Here is an 18,562-nt window from a genome sequence, read left to right as displayed (position 1 = left end):
AAAACCGCCGCTTCTTCCATTCTAGTCAACAACGCCGGGGATGGCAAAGTTCAGGCATGGACGCGCGGCTTTGCGCGCAGGTACTGGCGCGGCCAGGAGCGGTCGACGCCGAGTTCCGCCGCCGCCCGGAGCGGCCAGTAAGGTTCACGGAGGAGCTGCCGCGCCAGGAACACCAGATCGGCCTGCCCGCTGCGAACGACGGCGTCGGCCTGAGCGGGGGCGGTAATCTGACCCACGGCTCCGGTGGCGACGCCCGCCCGTCGGCGGACTTCCGCCGCGAAGCCCGTCTGGTATCCCGGGCCCTCCGGAATGGGCTCGGGCGGCGGGATCAACCCTCCCGAACTTACGTCCACCAGATCCACGCCGCGCGCTTTCAGCGCTTTCGCGATTTTCACCGTGTCCTCCAGGGTCAAACCGCCCGGCGCCCAGTCCACGGCCGAAAGGCGGACAAAAAGCGGCCGATCGCCCGGCCAGACGTCCCGTGTCGCTTCCACCACGTCCAGAAGAAGCCGCATGCGGTTCTCGAGATCGCCACCGTACGCGTCCTGCCGATGATTCGACAGCGGCGAAAGGAACTCGTGCAAAAGATAACCATGAGCGGCATGGATCTCGATCACGTCGAAGCCGGCCCGGGCGGCCCGCCGCGCCGCCTGAACGAACGCTTCCACGATGAGCGGAAGTTCATCGGTGGACAATTCCCGCGGCGCCGGCCAGCCGTCGGCGTAGGGCAGGGCAGACGGAGCCACCGCCTGTTCGGGGCCGATTCCCCGCGCCGGCGACCAGGCCTTGCGCCCGGCGTGGGCCAGCTGGACGCCGACGGGAACCCCTTGGGCGTGAATAAAATCGACGATCCGCGCCAGGGGCTCAATCTGCCCGTCGTCATAAAGGCCGAGGTCGGCTTCGCTGATGCGTCCGCGGCTTTCGACGGCCGTCGCTTCCAGAAGGATCAAGCCGACGCCGCCGACGGCCCGCGTGCCGTAGTGCACGAAATGCCAGTCGTTGGCCCGGCCGTCCGGTCCGGCGCTGTACTGGCACATGGGCGACATGACGATGCGGTTGGGCAGGGTCAGCCCCCGAAGGATCATCGGGTCGAACAATCCGGGCATCGGTCTCACCCCGAGTCTATGCTACGACAAGCGGGCGTCCGAGATCAACGGCAAGCGGCAGATCGGACCGCGCCCGCCTGTCCGCCGACCCGTTTGAGCCGCGGAGGCTGTTTGCGCGTCGCTCGGCATTGCTGTACAATGAAGGTGACCACAAGCGATCGCAGCGAGAGGAAGGCCACCGGGGGTGCTGGGCCTCTGGCCCGGCTGAGAGGAGCCTGGCTCCAACCCTTTGAACCTGAACGCGCGCTGAGGGTTTTCAGCGCTCCGGGTAATGCCGGCGGAGGGAAGGTGGCGGTCGTGAGACCATGCGTTCCGATGCAGGCGCCGCCGCCGGGCGGCGTTTTTTTGTGGCCGAGGGGGATCCGATGGGGCCGAGGGGGGATCCGATGGAACTCATCCTCAACGGGAAGAAGGTCGATCTTCCGGGCGTGGAGACGGTTTACGACGTGCTCAAGCACTACGGACTGGAAGGCAAAATCGTCATGGTTGAGCTGAACGAGGCCATCGTGGCGAAGGACGACTATGCTCGAACGCCCCTCCGCCCAAACGATAAGCTCGAAATCGTCCACTTCGTCGGCGGGGGCTGAGGGTTCGGGCCGAAGCGAAAGGACCTGAACTTTGCCTTCGGGAGCGAGGGAAGCCTATGCAGCGAAAAAATGAAGACGATTTCCTCACCATCGGACCGTATGCGTTCCGTTCGCGGCTCTTTTTGGGGACGGGGAAATACCCGTCCGTGGATGTGCAAAAGCGGGCGATCGAGGCTTCGGGGGCGGAAGTCGTGACGTTCGCCGTGCGCCGCGTCGATCTCGAGCGGCGGGAAGGGGTCGAAGGCGTCTCCGGCGTGTTGGAAGGGGTTGACCTTTCCCGGCATCGGCTGCTTCCCAACACCGCCGGAGCCAGGACGGCGGAGGAGGCGATCCGACTCGCCCGCCTGGCGAAAGCCAGCGGACTTTCCTCGATGATCAAGGTCGAGATCGTCGGCGATACGCGGACGCTCCTTCCGGATCCGATCGAGACGCTGAAGGCGACGGAAGCGCTCGTGAGGGAAGGGTTCATCGTCCTCGCTTACACGTCAGATGACCCGGTTCTCGCCAAGCGGCTCGAAGCGGTGGGGGCGCATGCGGTCATGCCGGGGGCCGCACCGATCGGCACCGGACTCGGCATCCTGAACCCTTATGCGCTGAAGCTCATCGTCGAATCGGTTCGCGTGCCGGTCATCGTCGATGCCGGGCTCGGCGCGCCGTCAGACGTGGCGCTGGCGCTTGAGCTCGGCGCCGACGCGGTGCTCGTGAACACCGCGGTGGCCGAGGCCAAAGACCCGGTGAAAATGGCCGAAGCGATGCGTCATGCGGTCCTTGCCGGCCGGATGGCGTATCGCGCCGGGCGCATGCCGAAACGGGCCTACGCGAGCGCTTCGTCGCCGATGGAAGGGATGATCACGTGAACCTTCGCATTGAGCGTTTCGTTCTCGGAGCGATTCAGGAGAACGCCTACGCGCTGTTCGACGACGCGCATAAGGAAGCGGTCGTCATCGATCCCGGCGCCGATCCTGAGCCGCTCATCGAGGCGGTCCGGGGCTATCGCGTGGCGTATCTTCTCCTCACCCACGCCCATTTTGACCACATCGCCGGCCTCGAGGCCCTCAAAAAGGCGACCGGGGCCCCGATCCTGATCCACCCGCAGGAGGCGGGATGGCTTCGTGATCCCGAACTGAACGGTTCGGCCTTCTTTCCGGATCTCACCGCGCGCGTCGTCGCCCCGAACGCCGATCGGCCGGTCGAAGACGGCGATGTCTTTCCGTTTGCCCGGAGAACGCTTAAGGTGCTGCATGTGCCCGGCCATTCGCCCGGTTCGGTCGCCTATCTCATCGATGAAGTCGTTTTCACCGGCGATGCGCTTTTCGCCGGAGGCATCGGGCGGACGGATCTTCCGGGAGGCGATCACGCGGCGCTTCTTCGGAGCGTTCGCGAAAAGCTGTATCCGCTGCCGCCGGAGACGCGGGTCTACCCCGGGCACGGGCCGGAGACGACGATCGGCCGGGAGCGGACGTCGAATCCGTTCGTCCGCGGATGACGGGGAATGCGACCGTTGAATGCAATTTAAACAGCTTCGGGGTCGTTGCGCCTCCGCTTCTCGCTGTTATATAATGTGAGCAAGAAATCAGCCGTATGTTTTATAACAGGAGGTCGGGGCGATGATCGACTGCCCGAAGTGCCGTGGGAACGGCGAGGAGCTATGCCGGATGTGCGGCGGAACCGGCGAAGGGGAAGCGGGAGAAGGGACGTGCCCGTATTGCTTTGGGTTTGGCATCGTCTCTTGCAGCGTTTGTGGCGGTACGGGCGCGCTGGAAGACGTCGTTTGAGAAGCCGTCGTCAAACCCGCCTTCAGGAAGAGGCGGGTTTTATTCCGTCTTCTCAGTAGACGCCGTCGTGGCGCAGGGATACGAAGCGGGCGGCCATCGCGGGACGTTTCTCGGATTCGAAGCCTCCGCTCTCATCGGAACGATCGCGCCGGTTCCCCAGTTCGTGGACAAGGTCAGCGTTCCCGTCATCGCGTCGGGCGGCATCATGGACGGCCGGGGCATCGTCGCCGCGCTGGCCCTAGGGGCATCGGCGGTGCAGATGGGCACCGCTTTTCTCGCCAGCCGGGAAAGCGGCGCCCACCCCAGCCACAAAAAGGCCGTCCTCCAGAGCCGCGACACCTCGACCGTCATCACCGCGGCCTTTTCCGGAAAGCCGGCGCGAGGGATTCAGAACGCGTTCATCTCCCTGATGCGCGAATATGAGGCGCCCATCCCCCCTTATCCCGTTCAGAATGCGCTCACCCGTCCGATGCGGGACTGGGCCGCGCGGCAACCCGATCCGGAATTCATGGCGCTTTGGGCCGGGCAGGGTTCCGCCATGTGCCGTGAAGCCGGCGCGGGCGAAATCGTCCGCCGGCTCATTCGGGAGGCGGAGCAAGTTTTGGGCGCCCTCAGCCGTTAACGCAACGTCGCTGCGACCGCCGACAGAAAGGCGGTCAAGGACGCGAAATGCAAGATGACGTGAGCCGTCTCGGGCACAATGCCGTGGGCGGACCGGCAAAAAGGCATGCGGATTTCCAAGCATTGCCTGATATCGGCTCACGAGCGAGGATCGAAACCCTCCTCATTGTCTCCGCCTTTCCCAAGTCGCCCCGCCCGGTCCTTCTCGATCGACCGCGGCGAAAAAAGGGTTAAAACGCCGCTTCATGGGCCCGCTCCGCCGTTCGAGGGTCGACCGTCGTCGTCCGCTCCGCCCGTTTGCCGACCGCCGTCTTGAGCCCCACGGCGCCCGCGCGTCGCGCGCGCCGACGCTCCGAACGAAAACGATGTTCGCCGCAAAAAAAAAAAACGCCGCCCCCGCAGAACGGCATGAGCTTTCCTGACAAGAGGGGGGCCCGATTGATATGGAATCGAACCCCCCACCGGCAAAAGCGAAGTCGCTTTTTCCCACGGCTTCTTCCCGGCCTCCGCACCGAACGCGGTGCCACGGGTTCATGCCGTGGCGTTCGAAGAAAGGGAAGCAATTTTCTAGAGCGTGACGGAGCTCCGCCGCGGATTACGTCTTTTTTTTCTTCAACAGGAACTGGGCCATCTCGGCGAGCGCTTCGGGGTCGTAGTCCGGCGCAAAGCTTTCCGGAAGATCAGGGAGTTCGGGGATGGGACCGCCGGGGGGCGGGCCGTCTTTTATGACGAGGGCTCCGCCGTCCGGATGCTCGCCGCGCCAGATGGCGGCGATTTGCCGGTAATCGTCGGGGCTGAAGCGGTACAGGGTGAGGTGGACGTTCATGCGGCGGTATTTGGCCGCTTCGGGAATGGCGTCGTCCCGGATCTTCGGAATGGGGAGCATTTTGGGGACATCGACGCCGGTGAGCGCTTCCAGGGCTTTGGCGTAGGCCAGGGCGTGCACGCCGCCGCGGACGATGAGGTAACCGACGGCCTCCCGGGCCACCGGGTGGGTCGTCATTTCGTAGACGCGCAGCTTATGCAGCCGAGCTCCGTTTTCCAGGAAGAAGTTGTGCAAGAGGTCGAGGATGAGGGTTCCGCTGTTGAAGACGTAATCGCCGCGCCACGGCTCGCCCATCGAATTGACGGCCATCGCCGTCTGGGCGGTGTTGATGAAAAAGTGGCTGTTTCGCGCCTCTTTGCCCGGCTCCAGCGGCGCTTCCGTCGGCGGCGCCGTTTCGGTGGCGCCGACGAGGAGCTGGTTGACGACGGCGGCGACGAGCTCGATGTGGCCCAGTTCTTCGGCGGCGATGTTGGCGATGAGGTCGTAGAAGGGGCGGCGCTTCGTCCGGCCGCGGAAATTAAACGATTGCATCGTATAGTTCATGAGCGTCGACATCTCGCCGAAGCGCCCGCCGAAAAGTTCCTGAACGGCGGCGGCGGCGTTCGGGTCCGGCTCCCACACCTTCGGGAGCTCGATCTGCAGGCGGTCGATCCGGAGGTACACCGCGAGGCCCCCTTTTTTCCGCCGGCGGCGGATGATCGGAAACGGCCGAAGCCGTCCGCTTTATCCGCCTTTGTATGCGGGCGCCTCTTGGGGGGTGCCTGACCGCTGTGTTAGAATTCGGTTCGACGCCGTTTGCGTCCGGCCGTCCGACCCCTTCTTCGGCTTCGGCCGCGCGGCGAGGAACAACCGTTTCGCCGCTTTTTCCGCTGCGTGGCCGGGACGTCGGTTCCGCCGCTACATCGCCGTGGGCGGTGCTCAGGCGGTCGGGCCCGCCGGCCGGTCGGACAGAAGGTCGTGGTCGACATACCGCTCGCCCCGGAGGGCGCTTAGGAGGTTGATCGCCACCCGGGCGCCGTCGCCGGCGGTGACGATCGTGTGGACGCTGGCGCCGGCGACGGTGCCGGCGGCCCAGACGCCGGGAACGTTCGTCCGGCCTTCGGGATCGACGGCGACGTTCGCCTTGACCCGGGGCTCTTTGGCCGGGACGATGTGGACGCCGATCCGCTCGGCGAGGTCGGTCCAGAGGCCGGTGGCGAGGAGAAGCTGCCGGGCCTTGAGGGTCTCCCGGTCGCCGTCCCGCTCGACGATGAGGCGGAAGCCGTCGCCCTCGCGGCTTGCGTCGACGACGGTCCCGTCGATCCAGCGGGCGCCGAAGGCCGTCGCCTGGCGCCGGCCGAGCTCGACGAGCTCCGGTCCGGTGACGTCGGGGAGGCCGAGGTGGTTTCGGATCCAGGCCTTTTTCGTGATGCCCTGGCCGGCGTCCACGACGACGACGGAAAGGCCGGCTTTGGCGAGAAAGAGGGCGGCGCTGGCCCCGGCGGGGCCGCCGCCGATGACGACGACGTCGATCATCGTTCAGTGCACCTCCAGGCTTGTGCGCTTTTGACCGGGGCCTCCGTCGAGGAGCCCCGGGGACGGCCGGCGGGGATCCGGCGCGGCCGGCCTTGGCCGACCGGTTGTGGCCGGCGAAAAAGAACGGGAAAGGGGCGATCCGGACGGTGGCCGAAGCCTTTTTCGTCCCGCCGGAAGACGTTCTGGCCCGCCTTGAGGCCCCAGACCTCGTCCTCCTGGACGCTCGCTTCGATCTTTTGGATCCGGCGGCGGGGCGGCGGGCGTACGAACGGGAACATCTTCCCGGCGCCCGGTACATCGACCTCGAACGGGACGCGTCGGCGCCGCCCGATCCGCGGGCAGGGCGACATCCCCTCCCCCCGTGGCCGGCCTTTGCGGCCCGCCTGGGAGACCTCGGCGTCGGACCGGACGGTGCCGTCGTCGTCTACGATGACCACGGCGGCGGGTTTGCCGGACGGATCGTCTGGATGCTTCGGGCGATCGGCCACGAGCGGGCGGCGGTGCTTTCCGTGCCGTTTTCCGTCTGGAAGGCGCGGGGCTATCCGACGACGGCCGAGCGGCCGGTCTTCCGCCCGAAGCCGCCGTACCCGCTTTCGGCGGCGGTCCGGCCGGAGGCCGGTTTTGCGACGACCGACGATATCCGGCGCCTCGTAGCCGGCGAGGCTTTCGGGGTGCTCATCGACGCCCGGGACCCGGAGCGGTACCTCGGGCTGAGCGAACCGATCGATCCGGTCGCCGGCCACATTCCGGGGGCGCTGAACGTCCCGTACGCCGCCTTGCGCGATCCCGACACCGGAGAGATCGCGGCGCCGGAGCGGCTTCAGGACGTCTTCCGGGGCCTTCCGGCCGATCGTCCGGCGGTCGTCTACTGCGGTTCCGGGGTGACGTCGGCGATCGTCGCCCTGGCGCTCCGGGCCGCCGGATGGGCGGACGTCCGCGTCTACGCCGGAAGTTACAGCGCCTGGGTCGGTGACCCCTTGAACCCGATCGCCCGGGGAGCGGCCGCCCCCGGTTCCGGCGGCATAGCAGGGGGCGGGAACACATAGGGAAAGGGTAAGCCGGATGCGGTCGTCGGACCGAACGGGTCGGCGGGCCGGTTGCGGCAACGAGAGAAATGAGGCGATGAGCGGTGACCAAGCGCAAAGTGGCGCTTTTGTTCGGCGGCGCGTCGGTGGAACACGCCGTCTCGATCCAGTCGGCCCGATCGGTCTTCCGGGCGATCGACCCGGAACGGTACACCGTCCTTCCGGTCGCCATCGCCCGGGACGGAACGTGGCTTTCGCCGGAGGCGTCGTGGGCCCTGCTCCGGGGAGCGGCCGTCCCGGCGGCGGGGCCGGCCGGCGGTCCAAAGACCGATCCGCCGGCTTCGCCCGGCTTTCCTCCCGGCCCGCCGTGGCGGGCGGTCGGGTCGCCGCACTTAAACGCGGCGGACGTCGCCTTTCCCCTCTTGCACGGGCCGATGGGGGAAGACGGGACGGTTCAGGGATACCTCGAACTCCTCGGCATCCCGTACGTGGGCTCGGGCGTGCTGGCCTCGGCGGTCGGCATGGACAAGGCGACGATGAAGCGGCTCTTTGCCCTCGAAGGGCTGCCGCAAGTGCGTTACCTCGTCTTCGAGCGGCGGGCGGTCCAGGCGGACCCGGACGCGGTCGCCCGAACGGTGGAGGAGGCTTTTCCTTACCCCGTCTTCGTGAAGCCGGCGAACTCCGGCTCCAGCCTCGGCATCTCCCGGGCCGACGACCGGTCGACGCTCGTGCGGGCCCTTCGGGAAGCGGCGCGATACGATGCGACCGTCCTCGTCGAAGAGGGCCTCGCCGTCCGGGAGCTCGAGGTGGCGGTCCTCGGCAACGAGCCGCCGGAGGCGTCGGTCGTCGGAGAGGTCGTGCCGCGGCGGGCGTTTTACGACTACGAGGCCAAATACACCGCCGGCGGCGCGGAGCTCCTCGTCCCGGCGCCGATCGACGGGGCGCTCGCCGAGGAGATCCGCGCCCTCGCCCTGCGGGCGTACCGGGCGATCGGCGCCCGGGATCTCGCTCGGGTCGACTTTTTCCTCGACAAGGGGGCGGGGCGGCTCTACGTGAACGAAATCAACACGATGCCCGGTTTTACCGACCGGAGCATGTATCCGCGCCTCTGGGCGGCGAGCGGCCTTGCGTATCCGGCGCTCATCGACCGGCTCGTCGAGGAGGCCCTGCGCCGGGCCGGCGAAAGGAACGATCGACGTTGACCGACGCCCTGACTTCGGAGCGCCTGGCGCCGGACGACGTTCGGGCGCTCGTCGACTGGTTTCGCCGGGAGGCGCGGGATCTTCCCTGGCGCCGGACGGACGATCCGTACCGCATCCTCATCGCAGAACTGATGCTGCAGCAAACGCAGGTGACGACGGTCCTGCCGTACTACGAGCGGTGGATGGCCCGCTTTCCGACGTTTCGGGCCCTGGCCGAGGCGGAGGAGGCGGAGGTGCTCCGCTTCTGGAGCGGCCTCGGCTACTACGCCCGGGCGCGGCACGCCCACGCTCTCGCCCGGGAAGTCGTCGCCCGCTACGACGGGCGGCTTCCGGACGATCCGGAGGCGCTCAGGCGGCTTCCCGGCATCGGCGCCTACACCGCCGGAGCGGTCCTGTCGATCGCCTTCGGCCGGCCGGAACCGGCGATCGACGGCAACGTCCGGCGGGTTCTGGCGCGGTTTTTCGCCTGGGAGACGCCGGTCGATCGGCCGGCGTTCGACCGGGCGGCGGAAGCGGCCCTCCGGCCGGCGTACGGCGCCCTTCGACCGCCGGCGACGCCCCGGACGCTCACCGAGGCCCTCATGGAGCTCGGTGCGCTCGTCTGCACGCCGAAGGCGCCGGCCTGCGGCCGTTGTCCGCTTAAGACCCGTTGCGCCGCCCGGGCCCTCGGCCGGCCGGAAGCGTTCCCCGTGCGCCGGCCGCCGGCGCCCAAACGCCGGGAGCACCGGATCGTCTGGATCGTCCGGCGCCGGGACGGCGCCCTGCGGGTCGAGCGCCGGAAGGGGCGCCTCCTCGGCGGCCTCTGGCAGTTTCCCAACGCGCCGTTCGCCCGGCCTCCCTCCGCCGGCGGTGACATCGAGCGGCCCGGCCCGACCGATGCCGGCCAGCCCGCCGGGGCGGCGGGCGCGTCTTTCGCCGCCGAGGCGCTTCCGCCGGACGCCCTCGGCCGGGCCCAAACCGTCGGCACCGTCGAACACGTCTTCACCCACCGCCTCTGGACGCTCGACGTCCGGAGCGTCGCGGCAGAGGCGTGGCCCCTTTCTCCGGAGGCAGAGGAAGCCCGCTGGCTTCCGGAAGCGGAGGTGGCGGCGCTTCCCCTGGCCGGCCCGTTTCGGAAGGCGTATGAACTCTACCGGGCTCGGGCCTTCCCGGATCGGGCGTAAAAACCCCCTTGCGGCCCGTCGGGCCGTCAAGGGGGTTTTCGCTTCACCCGGCAACCGGCTTACCGCCCGAACTTTTTCAGCGCTTCTTCGTACCGCTCGTTGACGACGTCCCAGTTGACGACGTTCCAGAACGCCTGGATGTACTCCGGCCGCCGGTTCTGATACTTCAGGTAGTAGGCGTGCTCCCAGACGTCGAGGCCGAAGACGACCGTCTTCCCTTCCATGACCGGGTTGTCCTGGTTCGGCGTCGTCGTGACGGTGAGCTTCCCATCCGGTTCGACGACGACCCACGCCCAGCCGCTTCCGAACCGTCCCGCCGCCGCCTTGGAAAAGGCGTCCTTAAAGGCCTCAAAGCTGCCGAAGTCCCGGTTGATCGCTTCGGCAAACTTGCCGACCGGCTGGCCCCCTTCGTTTTTCTTCAGCATCGGCCACCAGAAGCTGTGGTTGTAGTGGCCGCCGCCGTTGTTCCGGACCGCCGTCCGGATGTCTTCCGGCAGTTGGTCGAGGGACTGAAGCAGCTCTTCAATCGGCTTATTTTGCCATGCGGGATATTTTTCGAGGGCGGCGTTCAGGTTCTTGACGTAAGCGCCGTGGTGCCCGTTGTAGTGAATTTCCATCGTCTTGGCGTCAAAATACGGCTCCAGCGCGTCGTAGGGGTACGGAAGCGGCGGCAGTTCGAACATCCCTATCCCTCCTCGTTCAAGCTCGTCTGGGCTCACCGCGTAGTGTTCGCTTTCTAGTCTAAAACAATGCTTGAGGGAAATCAAGGAAACCCCTACGATCGGGTTGGAAATCCTCCCCGGCAGAGGTCCTCGTCCCGGCAGAGAAATTTCCCACGGCATGCTCGGCCCGGCGCCGGGCACAATACAGCCGAGGGGGTGAGGACATGGACCAGAAGACGAAGGCCGGGACGAACGTCGAGCACGTAAAGAAGCGCAACCAGGCGGCTAAGGCGAACCAGGCCGGCGGCTACGGCTCCGAGTTTGCCGCCGAAACGAACGTCGCCGACGTCAAAGCGGAAAATAAACGGTCGATGCAGAACAAAAAGAGCTGACGCCGGAAGCGTGCGCCGTTCCGCCGGGAGGTGGACGGTCCGAAGCAGATCAAAACGGGTCAAAACGCGCCTGCCGAACGGCAGGCGCGTTTTGGCGTGGATCGGCCGGGCGGTTTCGACCCGGCCGACGGTGAGGTACAATAACGGAGGCAGACAAAAAAAGGAAAGCCAGCGGGGGATGCGCCGTGCATTACCGGCACATCGGCGACCGGTTCGACATCGAAAGCTACAAGTACGACGGCAAGCTGCACCGCCGATGGTCGGGCAACCTGCTGCTCGCCGATGGTCGGCGCATCATCTGCGGGAACGACCGGGTGGCGGTCACCGAGGCGGACGGCACGACGTGGACGACCCGGGAGCCGGCGATCTGCTTTTTCGATCGCCGGGAGTGGTTCAACGTTATCGCCATGCTTCGGGAGGACGGCGTGCATTTTTACTGCAATATAAGCACCCCCGCCGAATGGCGGCGGGGGACGCTCACCTACGTGGACCTCGATCTCGACGTCCGGGTGACGCCGGACGGCGAGGTGGAGGTCCTGGACAAAGAGGAATTTCGGGTCAACCGCGAGCGGTATGCCTATCCGCTCAAGGTCGTCACCCAGGCCCGGCGCGCTCTCGGCCGGCTGCTCCGTCTCATCCAGGCCCGTCGGCCGCCGTTTGATCCCGACGTCGTCCATCGCTACCACGCGCGCTTTGTCCGGCTCGTCGGCTCCTGACGGCGGCGCCATGGCTTGACGCCGGAAAGAGCATGGCGGTCCGGGCGCCTTTCGGCCGATCGGGCCCCGCCCGCCGGCGCGAAGCGCTACGGCCGCCGCGGAGCCGCCGCCATCTCGCGGAACGTCGCCTCGGCGGCGGCGAGCGTCTCGGCGACGTCGGCATCGGAGTGAGGGACCATGACGAACCACGCTTCGAATTTCGACGGCGGGAGGAGCACGCCGCGCCGCAGCATGCCGCGGAAGAAGGCGGCGTAAAGGGCCCCGTCCGCCGCCTCGGCGTCCGCATACGTCCGAACCGGCCGGTCGGTAAAATGGGTGGAAAAGGCGCCCCCGACGCGGTTGATCTGAAGCGGGATGCCGTAGCGGTCGGAAAGCGCAAGAAGCCCGTCCGCGAGCGCCCGAGCTTTGGCCTCGAGGCCGTCGTAGAGCCCCGGCGCCTGAAGCGCCTCGAGCAGGGCCAGCCCCGCCCGCACCGAGGCGGGGTTCCCGGCCATCGTCCCGGCTTGATACACCGGGCCTTCCGGCGCCACAAGGGCCATGATCTCGGCCCGGCCGCCGTAAGCGCCGATCGGGAGGCCGCCGCCGATGATCTTGCCGAGGGCGATGAGGTCGGCTCTCGTCCCGAGCATCGGCATGACGCTGCCGTAGCGGAAGCGAAAGGCGGTGATCACCTCGTCGTAGACGACGAGGGCGCCGCATTCCCGGGCGAGGCGGTGGATCGCCTCGAGAAACGCCGGTTCCGGCGGCACGATGCCGAAGTTGCCGACGATCGGTTCGACGACGATGGCCGCAAGCTCCGATCCGAAGCGTTCCACGGCGAGCGCCAGGGCTTCGGAATCGTTGTACGGGACGGTGACGACGTCCCGGGCGACGGCCGCCGGCACACCGGCGGCATCCGGCACGCCGAGGGTCGCCGGCCCGCTCCCGGCGGCGACGAGGACGAGGTCGAAATGGCCGTGGTAGGCGCCGGCAAACTTGATGATTTTCGACCGACCGGTGTATGCCCGCGCCAGGCGGACGGCCGTCATCACCGCCTCCGTGCCGGAGTTCGTGAGCCGAACCCGCTCGAGCTCCGGGATCGCCGCTCGAAGGCGCTCGGCAAACTCCACTTCATAGGGCGTCGGCGTCCCGAAGAGCGTCCCCTCCTCGGCCGCCTGCCGGATCGCCCGAACGAGGGCCGGGTGGGCGTGGCCGAGGATGAGGGGGCCGAAGGCCGCCAGGTAGTCGATATATCGCCGGCCGTCGACGTCGTACAGGTACGCCCCCTCGCCGCGCACAAAAAAACGCGGCGCCCCGCCGCCGACCGCTTTGTAGCTTCGGGACGGGCTGTTTACGCCGCCGGGGATGATATCGAGCGCCCGGGCGTACCACGCTTCATGCCGATCGAGCGCCTGCGCCTCGTTTCTTCCGTTCGTTGTTCGTTTCATTGTTCGTTCTCCTGCCGGTTAAACAGCCAGATGTATTCCAGAAGCTGAAGTACCGCCACAAGCGTCGCCGCGACGTACGTCAGGGCGGCGGCGCCGAGCACCCGGTCCGCCCCGCGCTTTTCCGCCGCGCTGATGATTCCGAGGCGGACCATCTGCTCCTTCGCCCGCCGGGACGCGTCAAACTCGACCGGCAGGGTGACGACGTGGAAGAGGACGGCAAAGCTGAAGGCGATGATTCCGAGGAGCAGAAGACCCGATAGCTTGAAGAAAAACCCGGCGAGCAGAAGGAGCGGCGCGATGCCGGAGGCAAACTGCGTCACCGGCACCATCGCGTGCCGGAAGACGAGCATCGGATAGCGGACCTTGTGCTGGATCGCGTGGCCGACTTCATGGCAGGCGACGGACACGGCGGAGATCGAACGCCCGCCGTAGACCGGCTCCGACAGGCGGATGACCTTGGCCACCGGGTCGTAATGATCGGTCAGCGTCCCCGGGACCGGTTCGATCCGGACGTCGGTGATGCCGTTCGCGTATAACATCTCCCGCGCCGCTTCGGCGCCGGTCAGGCCCGAGGAGGCGCGTTCCCGGGAATGCGCATGAAACGCCCCCTGGACCCGAAACTGAGCCCACATCGCCAGGCCGAAGGCGGCCAGGATGAGGATCGTCCACGGTGTATAAACGTACATGCGGGTCTCCCCCTTCGTCACAAGCTCCCCCACTTAGATTCATACCGGAGCGCTCCGGAGTTGTCAAGGCATTGCCGGGCGCCGAAAGAGCGGGAGGTTTATCATGCCCATCCCCATGACCGAACTGGCCCATCGGATCCTCGACCGGGCGCTCCGTCCGGGCGATCGCGCCGTCGACGCCACTGCCGGAAGCGGCCGGGACACCGTTTTTTTGGCCGAGCGGGTCGGACCGTCCGGGGTGGTGTACGCCTTCGACATCCAGCCGGAGGCGCTGGAGCGGGCCCGGCGGCGCCTCGAGCGCCGGGGTCTCGCCAACGTCCGCTGGTTCATGCACGATCACGCCGAACTCCCTCGATTCGTCCCGCCGGGGATCGCCGCCGCCGTCTTCAACCTCGGCTTTTGGCCCGAAGGCCGGCCGGACCTCACCACCCGCACCCCGACGACCCTGGCCGCCGTGAAGGCGGCCCTCGCTCTCCTTAGGCCCGGCGGAGTGCTCACCGTCATCGCCTATCCGGGCCACCCGGAAGGGGCCCGGGAAGCCGAGGCGCTGGAGCGCTTTTTCGCGGTCCTTCCTCACCCGGCGTACCACGTCTACACCTTTCGCCGGATGAACGGCCCCGACCGCCCCGGCAAAGACGGGACCGCCCCGTCCCCCGATTCCCGGGGAAACGGCGACCCCATCGCGGCCACCGGTCGCCTCGAAGGGGACGGTACCGTCGCGGCCTCCGACCGCCCGGAGACGGCCGGCCCCACCGGTTCCTCCGAGCGGACGGCCCGGCGGTCGCCGATCTTGTACGCCGTTCAAAAATCCGCCGTTCAAAAGGGCGGGATGCACGGGGCGGACAAACATGATACGATGGGGGAGGAAAACGCCGGAGACCTTAAGACCCGGACGTCGGAGACCTTGAACTCTGGACGGGAGGGAATGCGATGAACGAGGAAACCCGCCGTCCGGCCCCGCCGAACGTCGGCGAGCCGGCGCCGGATTTTGCTCTGCCCGCCGCAGGCGGCACCGTCGTCCGCCTCAGCGATTTTCGCGGACAGAAAGTCGTCCTTTATTTTTACCCGAAAGACGACACCCCCGGCTGCACCCGAGAGGCGATCCAGTTTCGCGACCTCCATCCGACGTTTACCGGTCTCGGGGCCGTCGTCCTCGGCGTAAGCCCCGACCCGATCGAAAGCCATGAAAAGTTCCGCACCAAATACGACCTTCCGTTTCTACTTCTTTCGGACGCCGACCATGCGGTCGCCGAGCGATACGGCGTCTGGCAGCGGAAGGTCCGCTTCGGCCGGGAGAGCATGGGCATCGTCCGCTCGACGTTTCTCATCGACGAAGCGGGGCGCATCGCCCGCCGCTGGTTGAACGTCAAGGTGGACGGCCACGGGGAAGAAGTCCGGCAGGCGATCGAAGCGATGGAAAACCGCTGACGACTCCAAAAGGGGAGAGGGCCGATGCGCGTCGTCGTCACCGCCCGGCTGGCCGACAAGCACCGGGAAGCGCTCAAAGGCGCGTTTCCGGACGTCCCGTTCGATTTTGTGCCGTCGCTTTCCGCCGCTCCGGCGCCGTCCGACACCGAGGTGATCGTCACCTACGGCGACGACCTGGGGGCCGATCGCCTCGCCGCGTTTTCCCGCCTGCGCTGGGTGATGGTGCTCAAAAGCGGCATCGACGGGCTGCCGCGGGAGACGCTTCTCGACCGGGGAATCGTCGTCACCAACGCCCGGGGCATTCATGCCATTCCGATGGCGGAGCACGTCATCGGGCTTCTCCTCGCCCACGTGCGCCGGCTTTACGCCTTTTACGAAGAACAAAAGGCGCGCCGCTGGTCGCCGACCCTTCGCGTCGAGGAGCTCGCCGGAAAGACCGTTCTCATCGTCGGCGCCGGCGCCGTCGGCCGGGCGATCGCCGAGCGGCTCGTCCCGTTCGGCGTCCGGTTGCTCGGCATCCGGCGGTCGGCCGGAGCGCTTTGGCCCTTTGAGCGCATCGGCGACCTTTCCGCTCTGGAGGATTTTTTGCCGGAGGCGGATATCGTCGTCGTCGTGCTGCCGCTCACATCGGCGACCGCCGGCCTTTTCGACCGGCGGCGCTTTTCGGCGATGAAGCCCGGCGCCGTCTTCGTCAACGTCGGGCGGGGCGCCCTCGTCGACGAAGGGGCGCTTTGGGAAGCGCTTCAGAAAGAGCGGCTTTCCGCCGCCTATCTGGACGTCTTTGCCGACGAACCGCTCCCGCCGGAGCATCCGTTCTGGGCGTTCCCCCGGGTGATCCTCACCCCGCACGTCGCCGGTCGGACGCCTCACTACCTCGAGCGGGCGCTCGAGCTGTTTCGCCGGAACCTCCTCCGCTATCGGTCCGGGGATCTTTCCGGCCTGGAAAATCGCGTCGATCTCCGCCGGGGGTATTAGCCCGGCCGTCGGGCTCAATCGCCCGGCCACCGTTCAGAAAAAGCGAGGGAACCGCATGCCGCCTGAGACCGCTCCCCGTCGGGTACCGGTCGAGCGCGAAGCGGACGGGCGGACGGACGAATCCCGTCGCGTTCGGCGGATTTTGGACGGCCTCGCGGCCCTGTATCCGGACGCCCGCTGTGAGCTCCATTACGAGACGCCGTTCCAGCTCCTCGTCGCGACGATGCTGTCCGCCCAATCGACCGATGCCAAGGTCAACCAGGTGACGCCGGAGCTGTTCCGCCGCTATCCCGATGCGCGCGCTTTTGCCGCCCTCACGCCGGAAGAGCTGGCGCCGCACATCCAGTCGATCGGCCTTTACCGGACAAAAAGCAAAAACATCATCGAAACGGCCCGGATCCTCGTCGAGCGCTTCGGCGGCGAAGTGCCGCGAGACTTCGACGCCCTCGTCGCCCTTCCCGGCGTCGGCCGGAAGACGGCCAACGTCGTCCTGAGCACCGCCTTCGGCCTCCCGGCGATCGCCGTCGACACCCACGTCTTTCGCGTCGGCCGCCGGCTCGGACTCGCCTCCGGCGACACGCCGGAGCGGGTCGAAGCGGAGCTCCGGCAGCGCATCCCGATGAGCGAGTGGGCCGTCACCCATCACCGCCTCATCTGGCACGGCCGCCGGATGTGCCACGCCCGGGCGCCGAAGTGCGACCGCTGCCCGCTTTGGGTCGACTGTCCGCACGGTTTAAAGGCCGCCCGATCAGGGCAAAAAAATCAAGATCCGCCGGTTGACAACATCGGCCGCGTCGATTAAAGTTATAAGAGGGGAAGGAAAAAAAGTTAGCGGCCTCATTCACTGAGAACGGTTCTCATTACAATTCCAGCCGATTCCGAACCGAACCCGATCGCAAGAGGCCGATCGCCAAACCGTGAAACCGCTTCGAGTCCAAGCGCCCGCTGCGGCGCCTTCTTTCCCGGTCTTATTGATAAAGATTCTCAGTTATAGGGCCGCCGTGAAAAGGGGGTCAGGGTGGTGCAGAAGTTAGCAGCAACCGCCGAACGCGTCTACGTCGACGGCGAAAAAGCACTCGAAGCCCGATTCCAGGAAGCGGTCGAGGCGCTTCGGGCGCGGGGCATCCGCATGACGCCGCAGCGCCATGCCATCCTTGCCTACATGCTGAAGACCCGTTCTCACCCGACGGCCGATGAGATCTACAAAGCCCTGTCGCCGGGCTTTCCGAGCATGAGCGTCGCCACGGTGTACAACAACCTGAAGCTCTTCAAAGAAGTCGGGCTCGTGCGGGAGCTCACCTTCGGCGATCAGGCGAGCCGTTTTGACGGCCAGCTGCACGACCACTATCACGTCGTCTGCGTCGTTTGTGGTCGGATCGAAGACGTTGAATACCCCCCCGACGGTCGGCTCCCCGTCGCCCTGCTCCGGCAAGAAGTGCTGCGGCAGACCGGTTTCCGTCCCCTCGAACACCGGTTTGAAGTTTACGGCATCTGCAGCGACTGCCAGAAGGCCGGGCGGAGCCCCGAGCGCCCGGCGCCCGCGGCCGACGCGTCGGCCGACGAAAAGCCCCGGCGCCCGGCGGCGATTGTGCCGGCGGCCGAAGAAACCGGGGCGTGACGTCTCATCGGCCGTCCCGTGGCGCCTTTGTCCGCCGGCCGGTCCTGTCGCCGGGTCCTTTCGCCGTCGCCCCCCATCGGTTTGCCCCCGTCCCTTGGCGCGGCGGCGCCTATTCTTTTTTTCCCTCTTCCCGAAAGCGGGGGTCGAGGGTGAGCCGCTGTCCGCAGGAAAGGCACCGGTCGTGCATGCCGAGCATCTTCGTTTCCCGGCCGCACGTCGGGCAGATGACCCGAACGGCCCGCATCGACAGGGCGCCGATCAGAAAATACGAAAGGCCGCTTCCGATGACGAAGAGAAAACCGGCGACCATGAGCCCGCCGGCGAGAAGCGGCAGACCTTTCGACACAATCGCGCCGTACATGAGGAGAAAGCCGGCGAGGAGCGCCAGCAGGCTGATCGAGCGGTAGGCGTTCAGCTTGCCGCGAAACAACGGCCTCCCTCCTTGGACGAACGACCTTGAGGCCCTCCTCGACCGGCGGTCGCGGAAGACCAACGGAGGCCGAGGGCAAACGGGCCGCCCGTTGATGAACGGCGCCGCCGCGACGCGCCGGCCCTCCTGAGGCGAGTATAGCCGATCGGCGCCCCTGCGTCACGGTCGGTCGTCAGATGATGCAACAATTACCAAGCCCGAAACCCTTGACAGGGAAGAGATGTCGTGATACATTAGCGAATGTCGCTGCCCGAAACCGGGCGGCATCGTGGAGCGAGCAGGCGTTCCTTGAAAACTAAACAGCACCCGCCCTGTGAGGAAGGCCTTTCCGGGACCGGCGGGCGGCCGAGGGGGCCGGGATGGAGCCGGCGGTGTTGGTCGTCTGTTGGGACCGGGGGGGATGGGAAG

At 67.0% G+C, this 18,562-nt stretch carries 21 protein-coding genes; 14 read left to right on the top strand and 7 right to left on the bottom strand.

The annotated features are described in order from the left end of the window. Positions 1–50: 50 nt before the first annotated feature. Positions 51–1,106, bottom strand: coding sequence for an NADPH dehydrogenase NamA (namA, locus tag SA87_RS11010; RefSeq protein WP_066203099.1), 1,056 nt, complete (start codon positions 1,104–1,106; stop codon positions 51–53). Between the two features lie 386 nt (positions 1,107–1,492). Between namA and thiS the strand changes: the two genes are divergently transcribed. The 4 genes from thiS to SA87_RS10990 all read left to right on the top strand — a co-directional run bounded on the left by thiS (position 1,493) and on the right by SA87_RS10990 (position 4,090). Then, complete coding sequence (thiS, locus tag SA87_RS11005; RefSeq protein WP_066203291.1) at positions 1,493–1,693, top strand: sulfur carrier protein ThiS; 201 nt, start codon at positions 1,493–1,495, stop codon at positions 1,691–1,693. Positions 1,694–1,749: 56 nt separating this feature from the next. Further along, complete coding sequence (locus SA87_RS11000) at positions 1,750–2,550, top strand: thiazole synthase (protein ID WP_066203096.1); 801 nt, start codon at positions 1,750–1,752, stop codon at positions 2,548–2,550. Further along, positions 2,547–3,179 carry an MBL fold metallo-hydrolase gene (locus SA87_RS10995; RefSeq protein WP_066203094.1) on the top strand — a complete coding sequence of 211 codons (633 nt, stop codon included), beginning with the start codon at positions 2,547–2,549 and terminating at the stop codon, positions 3,177–3,179. The genes SA87_RS11000 and SA87_RS10995 overlap by 4 nt, the downstream gene beginning before the upstream one ends. A gap of 143 nt (positions 3,180–3,322) precedes the next feature. After that, complete coding sequence (locus tag SA87_RS10990; RefSeq protein ID WP_082718477.1) at positions 3,323–4,090, top strand: NAD(P)H-dependent flavin oxidoreductase; 768 nt, start codon at positions 3,323–3,325, stop codon at positions 4,088–4,090. Between the two features lie 594 nt (positions 4,091–4,684). Here SA87_RS10990 and SA87_RS10980 read toward each other — a convergent pair. After that, positions 4,685–5,578 carry a manganese catalase family protein gene (locus SA87_RS10980; RefSeq protein ID WP_066203087.1) on the bottom strand — a complete coding sequence of 298 codons (894 nt, stop codon included), beginning with the start codon at positions 5,576–5,578 and terminating at the stop codon, positions 4,685–4,687. Positions 5,579–5,833: 255 nt separating this feature from the next. After that, complete coding sequence (locus SA87_RS10975) at positions 5,834–6,430, bottom strand: FAD-dependent oxidoreductase (RefSeq protein ID WP_066203084.1); 597 nt, start codon at positions 6,428–6,430, stop codon at positions 5,834–5,836. Positions 6,431–6,576: 146 nt separating this feature from the next. Here SA87_RS10975 and SA87_RS10970 point away from each other — a divergent pair, with 146 nt between their 5' ends. From SA87_RS10970 to mutY, 3 genes are all read left to right on the top strand, one after another. After that, positions 6,577–7,476: a sulfurtransferase gene (locus SA87_RS10970; protein ID WP_066203288.1), complete on the top strand. Its 900-nt coding sequence runs from the start codon at positions 6,577–6,579 to the stop codon at positions 7,474–7,476. 83 nt (positions 7,477–7,559) lie between these two features. Next, positions 7,560–8,657 carry a D-alanine--D-alanine ligase family protein gene (locus SA87_RS10965; protein ID WP_066203082.1) on the top strand — a complete coding sequence of 366 codons (1,098 nt, stop codon included), beginning with the start codon at positions 7,560–7,562 and terminating at the stop codon, positions 8,655–8,657. Continuing rightward, positions 8,654–9,820: an A/G-specific adenine glycosylase gene (gene mutY, locus SA87_RS10960; protein ID WP_066203079.1), complete on the top strand. Its 1,167-nt coding sequence runs from the start codon at positions 8,654–8,656 to the stop codon at positions 9,818–9,820. The genes SA87_RS10965 and mutY overlap by 4 nt, the downstream gene beginning before the upstream one ends. A gap of 59 nt (positions 9,821–9,879) precedes the next feature. Here the strand turns inward: mutY and SA87_RS10955 are convergent, their stop codons facing one another. After that, positions 9,880–10,503, bottom strand: coding sequence for a superoxide dismutase (locus SA87_RS10955; RefSeq protein ID WP_066203076.1), 624 nt, complete (start codon positions 10,501–10,503; stop codon positions 9,880–9,882). Between the two features lie 203 nt (positions 10,504–10,706). Here SA87_RS10955 and SA87_RS10950 point away from each other — a divergent pair, with 203 nt between their 5' ends. Continuing rightward, complete coding sequence (locus tag SA87_RS10950) at positions 10,707–10,874, top strand: gamma-type small acid-soluble spore protein (RefSeq protein ID WP_066203073.1); 168 nt, start codon at positions 10,707–10,709, stop codon at positions 10,872–10,874. A 185-nt stretch (positions 10,875–11,059) separates the two neighbouring features. Next, entirely contained in the window at positions 11,060–11,590 is a 531-nt protein-coding gene (locus tag SA87_RS10945) for a DUF402 domain-containing protein (RefSeq protein ID WP_066203071.1), read from the top strand. An 86-nt stretch (positions 11,591–11,676) separates the two neighbouring features. Here the strand turns inward: SA87_RS10945 and SA87_RS10940 are convergent, their stop codons facing one another. Together SA87_RS10940 and SA87_RS10935 are read right to left on the bottom strand one after the other, a co-directional pair. Beyond that, positions 11,677–13,017, bottom strand: a complete 1,341-nt coding sequence (locus SA87_RS10940; protein ID WP_082718475.1) for a glutamate-1-semialdehyde 2,1-aminomutase — start codon at positions 13,015–13,017, stop codon at positions 11,677–11,679. Continuing rightward, positions 13,014–13,703: a zinc metallopeptidase gene (locus SA87_RS10935; RefSeq protein ID WP_066203068.1), complete on the bottom strand. Its 690-nt coding sequence runs from the start codon at positions 13,701–13,703 to the stop codon at positions 13,014–13,016. Before SA87_RS10935 ends, SA87_RS10940 begins: the two co-directional genes overlap by 4 nt. Before the next feature lie 103 nt (positions 13,704–13,806). Between SA87_RS10935 and mnmM the strand changes: the two genes are divergently transcribed. From mnmM to SA87_RS10910, 5 genes are all read left to right on the top strand, one after another. Beyond that, positions 13,807–14,637 carry a tRNA 5-(aminomethyl)-2-thiouridylate-methyltransferase MnmM gene (gene mnmM, locus SA87_RS10930; RefSeq protein ID WP_082718474.1) on the top strand — a complete coding sequence of 277 codons (831 nt, stop codon included), beginning with the start codon at positions 13,807–13,809 and terminating at the stop codon, positions 14,635–14,637. After that, positions 14,634–15,131 (top strand): peroxiredoxin, encoded by a 498-nt coding sequence (locus SA87_RS10925; protein ID WP_066203058.1) that lies wholly within the window; start codon positions 14,634–14,636, stop codon positions 15,129–15,131. Before mnmM ends, SA87_RS10925 begins: the two co-directional genes overlap by 4 nt. A 24-nt stretch (positions 15,132–15,155) precedes the next feature. Continuing rightward, a complete protein-coding gene (locus SA87_RS10920) occupies positions 15,156–16,106 on the top strand; it encodes a D-2-hydroxyacid dehydrogenase (RefSeq protein WP_066203055.1) in 951 nt (316 codons plus the stop codon). A 55-nt stretch (positions 16,107–16,161) separates the two neighbouring features. Then, positions 16,162–16,908 carry an endonuclease III gene (nth, locus tag SA87_RS10915; protein ID WP_082910547.1) on the top strand — a complete coding sequence of 249 codons (747 nt, stop codon included), beginning with the start codon at positions 16,162–16,164 and terminating at the stop codon, positions 16,906–16,908. 219 nt (positions 16,909–17,127) lie between these two features. Further along, entirely contained in the window at positions 17,128–17,724 is a 597-nt protein-coding gene (locus SA87_RS10910) for a Fur family transcriptional regulator (protein WP_066203051.1), read from the top strand. Positions 17,725–17,833: 109 nt separating this feature from the next. Here the strand turns inward: SA87_RS10910 and SA87_RS10905 are convergent, their stop codons facing one another. After that, a complete protein-coding gene (locus SA87_RS10905; protein ID WP_066203050.1) occupies positions 17,834–18,154 on the bottom strand; it encodes a DUF2614 family zinc ribbon-containing protein in 321 nt (106 codons plus the stop codon). Between the last annotated feature and the right edge of the window lie 408 nt (positions 18,155–18,562).

This window comes from Hydrogenibacillus schlegelii (assembly GCF_001653195.1).
GTDB classification, from domain to species: domain Bacteria; phylum Bacillota; class Bacilli; order Thermicanales; family DSM-22653; genus Hydrogenibacillus; species Hydrogenibacillus schlegelii.
The sequence above is the reverse complement of the archived record's forward strand: the minus strand, read 5'-3'. Positions and strand labels throughout refer to the sequence as shown.